The following is a 13,248-nucleotide window of genomic DNA, read 5'->3' as shown; positions in this document are numbered from 1 at the left end:
CGCAACCGCCAGCAGTCGCGGCATGGATCCTCGGCTCAAGGCCGAGGAAGACGGAGGACAGGTTGGAGCTCCTCCCAAACTCACTCGGCATAAAGAACGAGATCGCGCGCTTTGCCACAACGCCTTTATCTTGCGTCACTCATGCCGCAGCGCCTCTATCGGGTTGAGCTGGGCTGCCCGTCTTGCCGGAAAATAACCGAAGATCATGCCGATTGCGGCGGAGAAGAGGAAGGCGACGGCGACCATCATCGGGCTGAAGACGAAGGGGACCTTCAGGAGGGTGACCGACACCAGGCCGAGGCTAAGCCCCAGCACGATCCCGGTGATGCCGCCGAAGAGCGAGAGCGCCACCGCTTCGACCAGGAACTGGGTGAGCACCTGGCTTTCGAGGGCGCCGATCGCTAGCCGGATGCCGATTTCGCGGGTTCGCTCGGTGACGGAGACCAGCATAATGTTCATGATGCCTATGCCGCCGACAAGCAGGCTGATGGCAGCCACCGCGCCGAGCAGGCCGGTGAGCAGCGTCGTCGTGCCGGTCATCGCCTCGGCGATCTGGGTCATGTCGTTGACGTTGAAATCGTCCTGCCGGCCGGGCATGATCTTGCGGCGCTCGCGCAGCAGGTTTTCGACATCGGCCTGCACCTTGGCAGTCGATACACCGTCGCGCGCCGAGATGACGATCTGCGGCACGTTGCTGTTGCCGCTGATGCGCCGCTGAAACACCTTGACCGGCATGATGACGACGTCGTCCTGATCGGTGCCCATGCCGGACTGGCCGCGCCTGGCGAGCACGCCGATGACGGGGCATGAGACCTTGCCGACACGGATCTGCTGGCCGATCGGGTCGGCGGCGCCGAAGAGCTGTGAGCGAACCGTCTCGCCGATGATGCAGCGGGACTGGCCGCGTTCCTCGGCAGGCGTGAAATTGCGGCCGAGCGCCAGGTTCCAGTCCTGCGCGACGAAATAGTCGTTCGTGGTGCCATAAACACTGGTCGAATGGTTCTGGCCGCCGAAAATAACGGTCGCCGTCGACTGATTGAGCGGCGCGACGGCCCTCAGGCCACCGATCTGGTCGCGGATGGCGGCGACGTCCTTGACGCTGAAGCGTTTGGCCTCGGAGCTTGCCCGGCCGGGGCCGAACTGGCCGGGACGGACGAACAGCATGTTGGTACCGAGCCGCGACAATTCGGTCGAGACCTGCGCCGTCGTGCCGTTGCCGATCGTCACCAGCGCGATGACGGCGGCCACGCCGATGACGACGCCGAGCACGGTCAGGAAGGAGCGCAGCATGTTGCGGCTGATGGCGCGCAGCGCGAGTTTCAGCGTCTCAAAGAACATGATCCGCCCTCCTCCGGTGCTCGACCTCGGTCTCCAACTTACCGTCGACAAACCTGAGCAGCCGCTCGGCATAGGCGGCGATATCGGGCTCGTGCGTGACCATGACGATGGTGATGCCCTGCTCGCGGTTCAGCCGCGTCATCAGGTCCATGATCTCGACGCTGGTCTTGGTGTCGAGATTGCCCGTCGGTTCATCGGCGAGCAGCAGCGCCGGCTCGGTGACGATGGCGCGGGCAATGGCGACGCGCTGCTGCTGGCCGCCTGACAGTTCTTGCGTCTTGTGATGTTCGCGGCCGGAGAGGCCGACCAGGGCCAGAGCTTCCCTTGCGCGTTCGCGCCGCTCGCGCACCGCCATGCCACGATAGATCAGCGGCAGCTCGACATTCTCGACCGCCGAGGTGCGCGACAGGAGGTTGAAGCCCTGGAAGACGAAGCCGAGCATGTGGCGGCGCAGGAGCGTCAACTGGGCGCGGTCGAAGCCGCTGGTCGCAATACCCTGGAAGACGTATTCGCCGGATGTCGGCACGTCGAGGCAGCCGAGGATGTTCATCGCCGTCGACTTGCCGGAGCCTGACGGCCCCATGATCGCGACAAATTCATGGGCCTCGATCGCCAGGTCGACATGGTCGAGGGCGCGGATCGCCGCCTCGCCCTCGCCGTAGATTTTCGAGACCTGCCTGAATTCGATGAGCGGCGGGCTTGTCATCCATCTCTCCGCCTAGTTCGCCCGCACCGCGGCGTCGGTCACCAGCGCGTCGTTTTCCTTGATTTCGCCGGAGATGACCTGGGTGAACTGGCCGTCGGACGAGCCGACCTGGATGACGACGGGCGTGGGGCGGCCGTCGCGCAGCACCCAGACGCGGCGCTCCGCTCCCGTCAACGCCTGAGGTGCATTGCCGCCGCGCCGGCGTGGCGGGCCGAATATCCCCAAAATGCCGCGGCCGCGGCGCTCGGCCTGCGGTGGAGCGTAACGCAGCGCGGCATTCGGCACCATCAGCGTATCCTTGACAGCCTCGACAGTGATATCGGCGGTCGCCGTCATGCCGGGGCGCAGCAGCAGGTCGGCATTGTCGACGGAGAGAACCGCCTTATAGGTCACGACGTTGTTGACCACTTCGGAGGCGAAGCGGATCTGCTCGATCTCGGCGGGGAAGGACCGGTCGGGATAGGCGTCGACGGTAAATTTCGCCTTCTGGCCGACGGCGATCTTGCCGACATCGGCCTCGTCGACATCGACCTGCAACTCCATCTTCTTCAAATCGCCGGCGATGGTGAAGAGGATCGGCGCCGAAAGCGAGGCTGCGACGGTGGCGCCGGGATTGACCGAGCGGGTGAGGATGACGCCATCGATCGGCGAGATGATCTTAGCCTTGGCGAGATTGACCTCGGCAAGCTGCAGGTCGGCCTCCGAGGCGAGCACTTCGGCTTCGTTGATCTGTTTGGCGGCGACGGCGGAATCATATTTGTAGGTGGCATCGTCGAGGCTCTGCTGGGTGGAGACATTACTCCGGACCAGGCTCTTCAGCCGCTCGAGCGAAGTGCTTGCCGACTGGAGATCGGCATTGGCCTTGGCGACGTTCGCCTTGGCCGAATTGACCTTGGCGCGCGAACTCTTCACATCCGCCTCGAGCTTGTTGGTATCGAGCTGCGCCAACACATCGCCCGCCTTGATCGTGCTGTTGTAATCGACGTTGACGTCGCGGACGGTGCCGGAAAGTTCGCTCGATATATCCACCTGCTCGGTCGGCTGCACCGATCCGGTGGCGGTGACGAGTACCGTCAGGTCGCCGCGTTTGACCGGCTGCGTGGTGTAGCTCACTTCACTTTGCCCGCGGGCGGCATAGAAATAAGCGGCGGCCGCGGCGGCAGCGACGAGGATCAGCAGGATGAACAGCCGTCCGCGCCAGCGGCTGCGCTTGTCCCGCTTGCCCGATGCGGCAAGAACCGCTGCGAGGTCGGGCGTCGGGCCCGCCTTTGCTCCGGTTTCGTTGCCGCTCACGATTTTGTTCATGTCATCCTCGATCAGTCAGTGGCCGCCTCGGCCCTGCAGTGAACTAATCACACCGCAGATGAACCGGGAATTAGCGTCGCCGCCGAACTGGCACGGAATTGCCGACGGGTGAAATGAAATATTGGTAAGAAAACTCAAGTTTCGACGCGGCGGAGCCTATCGTGCGAAACTGCGCAGCGTTTTTCCCAATGATGACATCGGGAAACCAAAGAGCTGACGCGTGACAAACGACACGCCTCGGCGCCGGTCAATCGGCATCCTCGGCATATTGATCCGCACCCGGCAGCGGATGCAGCCACGCTTCGCGCCGCTTGATCCAGAGTTCATAATTCGGTTCAAGGTCGGTCGGGGGATTGTCGAGGGAACCGAGCCGGACTTCCACCGACTTCTCCTGCAGGCAGAAGAGCCTACCGCCGCAGGCGGGGCAGAAGCTGCGGCCGGCGAAAGTGGCGATCTGGCCGGTGTGGGAAAAAGCCGGGCGCGGCCAGACGGCGAAGAAGACAAAGGCTGAACCGCTCGTTTTGCGGCAATCGGCGCAATGGCAGAGACCGACGCGGAGGGGCTCACCCTCGACGCTGTAGACAACCGCCCCGCAAAGGCAGCCTCCCGTTCGCCTCCGCATCGCGGTTGTCAGGAATCGAGACTGGTGGGCAGCCCTGGCGGGCGCCGCTTTGCCGCCATCAGCAGATCGAGTTCGGTGGCAGAGGGGCCGAACTTCTCATAGAGGCGCTTGGCCTCCTTGTCGTCCAGCCGGTATTTCCTGGCGAATTCGCTGAAGCTGTAGGGGCGGCCACGCAGGACTCTTCGCGCCGGGGTCGCCGTTTTCGGTGCGTCGGTCATGGTTTTCTCCTTTCATTAACTGCCCTTTAAGTTAGAGCGCCGCACCCATTTGGAAAGAGTCGCATGGCCGTGAAAGGGGGCGGATGCGGCTGATTTTCCGGAACCTTTTCACCGATAGCTGGTTTGCGAAGCGAGGTTGCGGGCCGCGCCAAGCGGACGCGGCGGTGCTTGAGAACCTCGGGATTTTTCCGCTTTCTCCCGAGGGCCAACGAAACGGCAGGCGAGCTCCCTACCCGCCCGGTCCGCTTCCTCATCTCCCCGTTTCGGCATGAGATCACGAAATGTTAAAATGCGGAACGCGCGCGCCGAAGCGAGGTTGTTCACACGAGGTCGACGTGGCCTCAGTTGATAAAACCAAGGAGAAACCAAATGGCCAACCAAGGTGGAACCCACGAACAGCACGTCAAAGCCGGGCAGCAGAGTCACAAGAACGACTCCAATACCCGCAGCGCCTCTTCAGGCGGCCGCGACGCGCAGTCCAGCGGAACCCGCTCGGCAGCCATGAGCAGCATGTGAAGGCTGGTCAACAAAGCCACAAGAACAGCCACTAAAGCTGTCCTGAAATGAAAATTGGGCTCGCGCTTCGGCGCGGGCCTTTTTCCTTGGCTTGTGTCAGGACAAACGCCGGCCATCCTCGGCGAAGAGATGCAGCACGGCGGGATCGAGATGCAGCGGCAGGCTGTCGCCCGATTTCATCTTCTGCTGGCCGGCAAAGACCGCGATCAGTTTCTTGCCTGATGCGTCGGCGTGGACGACGGTCTCCGAGCCCAGTTCCTCGACAAGGGTGACGCGGGTGTCCAGCCGGCCTGCGGCGGCTCCATCGGCCAGGGTGATGTGTTGCGGCCGGATGCCGATGCTGACCCTTTCACCCGCCGGGCGCGTCTCCCGGGCAGTGACTGAAAGACGATGGCCACCAACGGTTTCGACCTCGGCATAACCGTTCTCGTGGCCGATGATCGAGCCTTCCAGGAAATTCATGTGCGGGGTGCCGATGAAGCCGGCGACGAAGCGGTTGGCCGGGCTGTTATAGAGTTCAAGCGGTGTTCCGACCTGTTCGAACCGGCCGCTTCTCAGCACGACGATGCGGTTGGCAAGCGTCATCGCCTCGACCTGGTCATGGGTGACATAGATCATCGTCGCCTTCAGCCGGGCGTGAAGCGCGGCGAGCTCGGCGCGCATGCTGACCCTGAGTTCTGCGTCGAGATTGGAAAGTGGCTCGTCGAGCAGGAAGGCGTCCGGGCGGCGGACGATGGCGCGGCCGATCGCCACGCGCTGGCGCTGGCCGCCGGAAAGCTGACCCGGACGGCGCTGCAGGAAAGGCTCGATCTCCAGCATGCGGGCGGCGTCGGTGATGCGGGCTTCGATCTCGGGCTTCGCCACCTTGGTATTCTCCAGGCCGAAAGCCAGATTTTCCCGCACACTCATATGCGGATAGAGCGCATAGGACTGGAAGACCATGGCAAGGCCGCGGTCGGCGGCGCCGATCTCGGTCACATCCTTGCCGTCGATGGCAATGCTGCCGCCCGTCGGCTTGTCGAGGCCGGCGATCAGGCGCAGCAGCGTTGATTTCCCGCAGCCGGAGGGGCCGACGAAGGCGACGAACTCGCCGTCATTGACGGCAAGCGAGACATCGCGGATGACCTCGACGGCGCCGAAATTCTTGACGATGTTTCTGAGCTCAAGGCCGCTCATGCACTCTCCTGTGTCATCTTATTTCAGTCCGGAGCCGGCAATGCCCGTGGTGATGAAGCGCTGCAGGAAGACGAAGATCAGCACCACCGGGATCATCGAGACGACGGTCATGGCGAGGATATAATGCCATTGCACATTGAGTTCGCCGGCATAGACGTTGAGGCCGACCTGCAGCGTATAGAGTTCCTTGCGCGACAGCACGATCAGCGGCCAGAGGAAATCGTTCCAGCGCCAGACGACCGAGAAGATCGCCAGCACCGCAAGGGCGGGTGCTGACAGCGGCAGGATGATGCGCCAGTAGATCTGCCATTCGCTGGCCTTGTCCATGCGTGCCGCGTCGATCAGCTCGTCGGGGATGGTCAGCATATATTGCCGCAGCAGGAAAACCCCGGTCGGGGTGGCCACCGTCGGCAGGATGACGCCCCAGAGACTGTCGAATAGGTTCAATGTGCCGATGACGGAATAGAGCGGCACGACGATGACCGAGAGCGGCACCATCAGCGTCGCCAGGATCATCAGCATGACGGCGGTGCGGCCGGGGAACTGGTATTTCGACAGGGCGAAGGCGGCCATGGAATTGACAAGCAGCGTGATTGCCGTCGCCGTCACAGTTACGAAGACCGAGTTGCGCAGGAACAGGAGGAAATCGAAGCGCTGGAATGGTTCGGTGTAGTTGCCGGCGGCGAATTCGACCTTACGCACCGGCGTGCGGTCCTTGATGTTGACTTTGACGATTTCACCCGGCTGTTTCGGATCGACCATCTGGCCCATGATACCGATGCGGCGGACTTCGGCGAGCACGCGGCTGCTGCCATCCGGCATGGTGACGTTATAGAGCGGCAATGGCTTGTCGTGGCCCGGCACCACAGCCTGTTCGGTGACATAGGGCAGGACGGAGGGCGGGAATTCGGCAAGGGCCGCCGGCGTCTTGAAGGAGGAGAAGACCAGCCAGACGGCTGGGCCGAACATCAGGAAGACGCCCGAGATCAGCCAGATCCAGGTGACGACGTCAGTCCAGTGCCAGCCCCGGCCGCCGCGGCGGCGGAGGAGAAAGGTGCCGACGGCGCTCATTGGCGTTTCCCCTTCTTCTCGTTGCGATTGCTGGCGCTGAGTTGGATCAGCGTCAGGATGACGAGCACGATGCCCATCAGGATCGAGGCGGCCGACGCAAGCCCCGGATTGCGCAAGGAACTCGCAAAGCCGGTCTCATAAATATACTGGGTGATGTACATGGTGCTCGTGCCCGGCCCGCCGCCTGTGAGCACGAAGACCTCGTCGAAGATCTGCACGGCGCGGATCAGCGCCAGAACCAGGACGACGATGAGGTTCGGCATCAATAGCGGCAGGGTGATGCGCCGGAAGATGCGGGTGGGGCTCGCCTTGTCCATCGCTGCCGCCTCATAGAGATCTTTCGGGATCGCCTGCAGGCCGGCGAGCAGGATGAGCGCGTAAAAGCCCATATGCGCCCAGACCGAGACGAAGACGGCGAAGAAGAAGGCCCAGAAACGATCGCTGAGCCAGGAGAAGGGCTCGAAGCCGAAGGGGCTCAACGCATAGTTCAACAGCCCCTCGCGCTGCAGGATCCATTTCCAGATCAGCCCTACGACAACAGGCGATAGCAGCACCGGGAAGAAAAAGACGGCGCGCCAGAAGCCGCGATTGGAAAGCTCGCGATTGAGGATCAAGGCCGTCGCCAGTGCCGCGATCAGCATCGCCGTGACCTGGAAGACGACGAAGACGGCGGTGTTGCGCACGGCCGCCCAGAAGGTGTCGGCCGCGCAGGTCGAAGGATCGAGATAAGAGCCGCAATCGAAGAGAATGCGGTACTGGTCGGCGCCGACATAGGTTCTGTTCGGCAGGAAAATGGCGCTGCCGCTGGTCGTCGAATAGATGAAGTTGATGACCAGCGGCAGGAGCACGAAGACAGTGAAGATCAGCATGTTGGGCGCCAGGAAGACGCCCGCCATGCCGTTCAGCCCCGTCAGCTTCTGCCAGGCGCGCATGGGGATGTCGACCAGCCCCATGACAAGCCGGACAGGCGCTGAGAGCGCCTGCCGCAGACCGGCCTTTGCCGGTGGTTCGGAAGAAACCGTCTTTCCCGCCATGCGCTGTTCCGTCAGTTGCCGGCGACCTTGGCCTTGATGTCCTCGTCGATGCGGGCATAGGCGTCGTCAAGCTTCATTTCGCCGGCGATCACCTGGCTGATGCGGGCGACGATGGCGCTGTAATAGGCGTCCGACCACTTCCAGCCCGGCAGTTTGACTGCGGGTGCGGCCGTCTGGCCGGACGATTCGACGAAGGCCTTCAGCGCCGCCTGCACATGCTGATTGTCGGTCTTGAAGTCCATCTGGCCGGCGGCCACACCCTTATGCGCCGGAATGAACAGGCTGCGCTCGGCAAATTCCTTCTGCACGTCGGCACTTGCCAGGTAATCCATCACCTTGGCGACGTCCTTCGGGTTCTGGGTGTATTTGACGGCGACCAGACCGGCGCCGCCGAGCATGCCGGTGCAGGCGGCCGTGCCGCACGGGCTTCCCGCCATCACCCAGTCGAAACTGTCGCCGATCTTCTGGGCGAAGGCCGAAATCTGCCAGCTGCCGGAGTAATAATAGGCAAGGCCGCCATTGATGAAGTCCTCGGCCGCGGCGCGATAGGTGGTGCCGGCCGCACTCACCCAGACATCCTTGTTGACGATGCCCTCCTCGTTCCACTTGACGAAGCGGCTGAGGAACTCCTTGGCGCCCTGATCGATTGGCGCCGGCTTGCCGTCGGAGCCGATGTAGTTGGCGCCGTAGGAGATATTAGGGCCGGAGACGCGGTGCCCGGAGCGGTCGATCGCCATGGCGAAGACCTTCTGGCTGTCGGCGACCTTCTTGGCGGCCGCTGCCCAATCATCCCAGGTGGCCTTCGGGCCGGGGATTTCGACACCGGCCTGCTCGAACAGCGTCTTGTTGACGAAGCCGCCGGTCAGCGTCAGCTGGGTCATGAAGCCGGTAATGGCGTTCGAGCCGTCGGGACGCATCCAGTCGGCCTGGGCGCCGAAATTGTCGTCCCAATATTTCGCATCGGCCAGCAGCGGGCGAAGATCGAGCCAGTGCTGCGCCTGCGCCTTCAGATTGGTGACGCGGGCGATGTCGGGCCCCTTGCCGGCTTCGAGCTGCACCGGCAGCTGTTCCTTGACGACATCGTAGGAGACTTCGTCGAGGATGACGTTGACGTCGGGATTGGCCTTGGAGAAGCGCGACAGCAAGTCCTTGATGACAGCGCCTTCGCCGCCATCGGAATACCACATGATGCGCACGTCGCCGGCATGGGCAGCCACGGAACTCAACAGAACCGCGGCAAAGGCCGCGCCGATCGATTTCATTCTGGTCATTTTCTCCTCCTCTTGACCGATGAATTCCTACAGCGCCGCGCGTCTTTTCAGACGCGCAAAGGACGCTGTAACACTTTGAATTGCTGCATAATTTTATCCTTAAATCGATTCCGATCTAAGGAATTATGCAGCAGGTCCGGCCGGTCCTCCACCTGCCGGGCATGTCGTTTACGAGGCGGCGCGGCGAAGCTGCCTGCCCGGTATCTTTAGATGTACCGCGTCTCCCCGCACCGACCAGTCCGAGGGACGAAGAATGCGGCCTTCGGCGCGCACAGTGCCGTCCTCCTCGAAGACAACCTCGCCGTAATCCGGATCGATGACGATCAATGCGCCCTCATTAGTGCGGCGGGCCCTAAGGCTGGCGAAACGCGCCTGCATGCCGTCAAGGCCGCCTTCGCGACCGAGATCGGAGAGACGGACGATCCAGCGGCTCCGGCGGCCGGCAAGCCGCAGCTCGACATCGGTGGTCGGGCCCTGCTTCACCGGCTCCAGCGGTCCGTTGCCGATCAGCATGGCGACGCCGCCGCCGGAGCGGGCGAGCGCCAGATTGGCATCGACCGCCGCCTCGTCGAAAGCCTCCAGCGGGAACCAGGCATGGGTGAAATCCGGCTGGCCCTCGTGGATCTCGAAATCGAGGATCGCTAGATCGCGATATTGATGCACGCGCGGCAGCGTTCCGCAGCCGCCCCAGAAGCTCGGCCGGCCGTAACCGAACTGGATGGTTTCGCCGGGATGGTTGATCCAGATCTGCGCTTCCGGCCGTTGACCTAAGCGCAGGTGCAGCACCGTTTCCTGATAGCCCCAGGCGCCGGGGCGGTAATGGGCGATGGTGCCGAGCGCGGTGTCGCGCGTCTTGTAGTGATAGAGGGCGGCGAACCGATTTTCGCCCTGGGAGAAGGTCCATTCCTGCGCGTCGTCGGACTGGTGCGCGGCCATTTCGGCGAGCGCCTCGGGGAACTGCAGGCCATGATCGCGGATGCAGACGGCAAGCTGCGGCAGCGCATGGACGCGCCGGCCGTACCAGCCGCGACCCCAGAGCAGCCGGGCGATGGCCGACAGCTCGACCGAGCGGCCTGGGCGCAGCGTATGTTCGTAGGAGCGGCCCTGGCTGCCGGTCAGCATGCCGTGATGGGCCGAGCGGGCGACGATTTCCATCAAGCGGACGATGCTGGCGCTGGCCCGGGCGCGGATCGTCTCATCCGGCGCGCAAGCGGCGAGCGCCGTCAGGCCCTTCAAGTCGATCGGGAAATAGGGAACGGAATTCCACTCGGCCATTTCCCAGCGTTCGAAATGATCGAGCCAGGCGCGGATCCGCTCTTCGCCGACCTTCATCTGCTCAGCGCCGGTGCGGCCGGAACGGACGAAGATGGCATCAGGAAACAGCCTGCCGCCGAGATAAGCGGCGGTATGGAAGAGCAGCGCATGGTTTTCCGAAAAATACCACTGAACGTCGTTGCCCGGCTCGTCCATCCAATAGCGGTAATTGAGGACCGCCCGCTCGATCCTGTCGCGTAGCGCCGGTGACAGCAGCTCGCTCCAGTGCGTATAGGCAAAGAGCAGCGGCACCAGCACGAAATCGGCGCAGTCGTGACAATCCTCGATGACCGGCAGCATGGCCGAAATCATCGTCTCGGTCTGCTCGCCGCCCTGCCCCAGCGCCAGGCGTGCGAAAGCGCAGACCGTGTCCGGCTCGGAATGGGCGGCGACTTCTTCAAGCGCCTCGACGACACGCTCATCAAGCGCGGTGGGCGCCGGCCCCTGACGGTGGGGATGACAGATCTCGACGCCCAGCGTGCGGCCAAGCCAAAGTTCGCCTGTCTTGAAGGTGATGCGGAAATGGCGGAAATCGGCGGGCATATCAGCCGAAGTGCCGAGTTCCAGCCTGGTTGCCCCCGCTTCCAGCGCGAAATCATAGTCGAAGCGTTCGACCGACATGAAGTCGCCCTCGATCTCGACATGGCAGTTCAGCGATACCGGCAGCGGCGCGGGAAACAGGATCGTCACGTCCTCGCCGAGATAGGCGGTGCGGTCGAAGCGCATGCCTTCGAGGATCGCCTCCAGCCCGTCCGCCGCATCGGCGGCGATCGGAACGGGAAGCGATGTTTCGACTTCGGGCCCGTCGAGATAGTCCAGCTGGAAATAGAAGCGGGCGTCGCGCTCGGCGAGATCGTCGAAATAGATGCGGATCTCGTTGAGGCCGGCCGTCAGCTCAACCTCGAAGGTCTGCTGGGCTTCGAGGTTGCGCTCGTAAGGCGCTATGAAGCCCTGCTCGCTGCCATTGACGAAGAGGATGGCGCCGCCGCAGGTCGACAGGCGGAGGTTAGCAGGCCCGGCCGTGCGGGCATTGAGGAAGGTGCGCGCCCAGCAGCCGATGCGTGTCGGACGAAACCAGAATCCGGAGAGATCGACACGCGGCGAGGCAAAGGGCAGCCACCAGCGGACGGCCTCGAAGCCGGCTGCCGGCTGCGGCCGCCGGCCGGAAAAAGCATTCTTGAATTCGGTGCGGCAGGGATATTCATGCGGAATGAAGTTCTTCGTCTTGGTGACGAAGAAAAACGGATCCATCCTGCCTTCCATCGGACGGTCGGCGACATCGTATCGCGCCTGCGAGAGATGGCCGAGCTGCCAATAGACGATCGGACTATTCTTTGCAGTCTCGCGGCGGAGACGGGCTTGCTGCTCAGCGGCCATCTGAAATCTGCTCCGGCCTTGGGATTTCCGAGAAAACGCCGACGCATGGATGGCGGTCAAGCCGCATCTTCAAAGCCTCCCTGCTTTGCCGGTTGTTGCGGACTCCTCAATGGCAATTGTGCATAGGCATTCCATTTGCGCAATCTGAAAGATTTTTGCATAAAGGAGTGGGAGCGAGGAAAACGACATGGCCCCGGACCAGAAGAAAGGCAGGCGCACGCGCCTCGACGACATCGCCGCCCGATGCGGGGTGTCGATCAGCACGGTGTCGCGAGCGCTTGCCGGCGAAAAGGGCGTCAGACCCGAGATCCGCAAGCTGGTCCTGGAAACGGCCAGTGCCGTTAGCTACGCCCTGCCGGCCAGTGTCGCCGGCAAGAAGGTCATGCTCGTCGCCTCCGGCGCGGCGATGATCGATTATGTCCGCAACCAGTTCACCCTCTACGTCCTCGAGGGCCTAAATGCGCGCGCGGCCGCCCTCGGCATCGAGATGGCGATGCGCCCAGTCGCCGACAAGGCAGACGAAGCCCGCATCATTGCCGAGATGCGCGACGATCCGAGCTTTGGCGGCATGCTGATCCTGACCGTCGACGAGGAGGATATGCTGGCGGCGGCTGCCCGCTTGGGAAAACCGGTCGTGCTGGTCAATACCGACGACCCCTATATGCGGCTTTCGAGTGTCACGCCCTGCAACCGCTCGGCCGCCTTCATTGCCGCCGAGCGGCTGATCGAGGCCGGGCATCGACAGATCCTTTTCATGCTGCGCCCGGGCCGGCGGACGATCGAGCGGCGCCTGGAGGGCTGGCGTGATGCCCTGCTGCATCACGGGCTGAAGGCCGGTGCCGAGCTGGTGCTCGAGGTCGACGACTGGCTGCCGGAACTCGGCGCCGAAGCCATCACCCGCCTCGTGCGCGACAAGGGCCTCACCTTCACCGCCGTTCTGACGGCGGGCGACAGCCTTGCCAATGGCGCCATGCGTGGATTGCAGGCGATGGGATATGCGGTACCACAGGACATTTCCGTCATGGGCATCGACGACCTGCCGCAATCGGCCTTTCTCAACCCGCCGCTTTCGACGGTGCATATTCCGATGCGCGAACTCGGCGCCACTGCGCTCGATCTCCTGCGCGACATGATGCTCGGCCTTGCCGCGCCGCGCCGGCGGGTCGAGCTTGCCTGCCATCTCGTCGAAAGGGGCAGTGTGGCGGCTGTCAGTCGGCCTGCTGCGGCGCCGGCAGATCGCTGATGATCTCGGCCGAGAGATTGCGGGCACCCGCCCCTCATCCGCCTGCCGGCACCTTCT

General features: G+C 63.3%; 11 protein-coding genes and 1 pseudogene. 2 read left to right on the top strand and 10 right to left on the bottom strand.

All coding sequences use genetic code 11. The annotated features are described in order from the left end of the window. Window positions 1-135 precede the first annotated feature (135 nt). From EFR00_RS03905 to EFR00_RS03885, 5 genes are all read right to left on the bottom strand, one after another. Window positions 136-1,338, bottom strand: coding sequence for an ABC transporter permease (locus tag EFR00_RS03905; protein ID WP_009996317.1), 1,203 nt, complete (start codon window positions 1,336-1,338; stop codon window positions 136-138). Then, on the bottom strand, window positions 1,328-2,044 hold the full coding sequence (locus EFR00_RS03900; protein ID WP_009996316.1) for an ABC transporter ATP-binding protein: 717 nt from the start codon (window positions 2,042-2,044) through the stop codon (window positions 1,328-1,330). The genes EFR00_RS03905 and EFR00_RS03900 overlap by 11 nt, the downstream gene beginning before the upstream one ends. Window positions 2,045-2,056: 12 nt before the next feature. Beyond that, window positions 2,057-3,349 carry an efflux RND transporter periplasmic adaptor subunit gene (locus tag EFR00_RS03895; RefSeq protein WP_077993710.1) on the bottom strand — a complete coding sequence of 431 codons (1,293 nt, stop codon included), beginning with the start codon at window positions 3,347-3,349 and terminating at the stop codon, window positions 2,057-2,059. A 247-nt stretch (window positions 3,350-3,596) separates the two neighbouring features. Then, complete coding sequence (locus EFR00_RS03890; RefSeq protein WP_009993529.1) at window positions 3,597-3,971, bottom strand: GFA family protein; 375 nt, start codon at window positions 3,969-3,971, stop codon at window positions 3,597-3,599. 8 nt (window positions 3,972-3,979) lie between these two features. Then, a complete protein-coding gene (locus tag EFR00_RS03885) occupies window positions 3,980-4,189 on the bottom strand; it encodes a hypothetical protein (protein WP_009993527.1) in 210 nt (69 codons plus the stop codon). A gap of 369 nt (window positions 4,190-4,558) precedes the next feature. On the opposite strand from EFR00_RS03885, the pseudogene EFR00_RS03880 reads away from it, so the two are divergent. Further along, window positions 4,559-4,740 (top strand): annotated as a pseudogene (locus EFR00_RS03880) (hypothetical protein). Between the two features lie 61 nt (window positions 4,741-4,801). On the opposite strand, the gene EFR00_RS03875 reads toward EFR00_RS03880, so the two are convergent. From EFR00_RS03875 to EFR00_RS03855, 5 genes are all read right to left on the bottom strand, one after another. Further along, a complete protein-coding gene (locus EFR00_RS03875; protein WP_077993712.1) occupies window positions 4,802-5,881 on the bottom strand; it encodes an ABC transporter ATP-binding protein in 1,080 nt (359 codons plus the stop codon). Between the two features lie 18 nt (window positions 5,882-5,899). Further along, on the bottom strand, window positions 5,900-6,952 hold the full coding sequence (locus EFR00_RS03870) for a carbohydrate ABC transporter permease (RefSeq protein WP_009994086.1): 1,053 nt from the start codon (window positions 6,950-6,952) through the stop codon (window positions 5,900-5,902). Then, complete coding sequence (locus EFR00_RS03865; RefSeq protein ID WP_077993714.1) at window positions 6,949-7,986, bottom strand: carbohydrate ABC transporter permease; 1,038 nt, start codon at window positions 7,984-7,986, stop codon at window positions 6,949-6,951. The genes EFR00_RS03870 and EFR00_RS03865 overlap by 4 nt, the downstream gene beginning before the upstream one ends. 11 nt (window positions 7,987-7,997) lie before the next feature. Next, entirely contained in the window at window positions 7,998-9,257 is a 1,260-nt protein-coding gene (locus tag EFR00_RS03860; RefSeq protein WP_077993716.1) for an ABC transporter substrate-binding protein, read from the bottom strand. Between the two features lie 168 nt (window positions 9,258-9,425). Next, window positions 9,426-11,948 carry a hypothetical protein gene (locus EFR00_RS03855; protein WP_077993720.1) on the bottom strand — a complete coding sequence of 841 codons (2,523 nt, stop codon included), beginning with the start codon at window positions 11,946-11,948 and terminating at the stop codon, window positions 9,426-9,428. A 187-nt stretch (window positions 11,949-12,135) separates the two neighbouring features. On the opposite strand from EFR00_RS03855, the gene EFR00_RS03850 reads away from it, so the two are divergent. Continuing rightward, the gene (locus EFR00_RS03850; protein ID WP_077993722.1) at window positions 12,136-13,191 is read left to right on the top strand and encodes a LacI family DNA-binding transcriptional regulator; all 1,056 of its coding nucleotides are present in this window, start codon (window positions 12,136-12,138) and stop codon (window positions 13,189-13,191) included. Window positions 13,192-13,248 lie beyond the last annotated feature (57 nt).

The sequence above is a fragment of the Rhizobium sophoriradicis genome (assembly GCF_003939025.1).
Lineage (GTDB): Bacteria > Pseudomonadota > Alphaproteobacteria > Rhizobiales > Rhizobiaceae > Rhizobium > Rhizobium sophoriradicis.
Note: the sequence above shows the minus strand (reverse complement) of the source record. Positions and strands in the feature narration are given on the sequence as shown.

Coding starts and splice junctions, on each gene's coding strand:
- EFR00_RS03905 (WP_009996317.1), bottom strand. CDS start 1,338: ATGTTCTTTGAGACGCTGAAACTCGCGCTGCGCGCCATCAGCCGCAAC.
- EFR00_RS03900 (WP_009996316.1), bottom strand. CDS start 2,044: ATGACAAGCCCGCCGCTCATCGAATTCAGGCAGGTCTCGAAAATCTAC.
- EFR00_RS03895 (WP_077993710.1), bottom strand. CDS start 3,349: ATGAACAAAATCGTGAGCGGCAACGAAACCGGAGCAAAGGCGGGCCCG.
- EFR00_RS03890 (WP_009993529.1), bottom strand. CDS start 3,971: ATGCGGAGGCGAACGGGAGGCTGCCTTTGCGGGGCGGTTGTCTACAGC.
- EFR00_RS03885 (WP_009993527.1), bottom strand. CDS start 4,189: ATGACCGACGCACCGAAAACGGCGACCCCGGCGCGAAGAGTCCTGCGT.
- EFR00_RS03875 (WP_077993712.1), bottom strand. CDS start 5,881: ATGAGCGGCCTTGAGCTCAGAAACATCGTCAAGAATTTCGGCGCCGTC.
- EFR00_RS03870 (WP_009994086.1), bottom strand. CDS start 6,952: ATGAGCGCCGTCGGCACCTTTCTCCTCCGCCGCCGCGGCGGCCGGGGC.
- EFR00_RS03865 (WP_077993714.1), bottom strand. CDS start 7,986: ATGGCGGGAAAGACGGTTTCTTCCGAACCACCGGCAAAGGCCGGTCTG.
- EFR00_RS03860 (WP_077993716.1), bottom strand. CDS start 9,257: ATGACCAGAATGAAATCGATCGGCGCGGCCTTTGCCGCGGTTCTGTTG.
- EFR00_RS03855 (WP_077993720.1), bottom strand. CDS start 11,948: ATGGCCGCTGAGCAGCAAGCCCGTCTCCGCCGCGAGACTGCAAAGAAT.
- EFR00_RS03850 (WP_077993722.1), top strand. CDS start 12,136: ATGGCCCCGGACCAGAAGAAAGGCAGGCGCACGCGCCTCGACGACATC.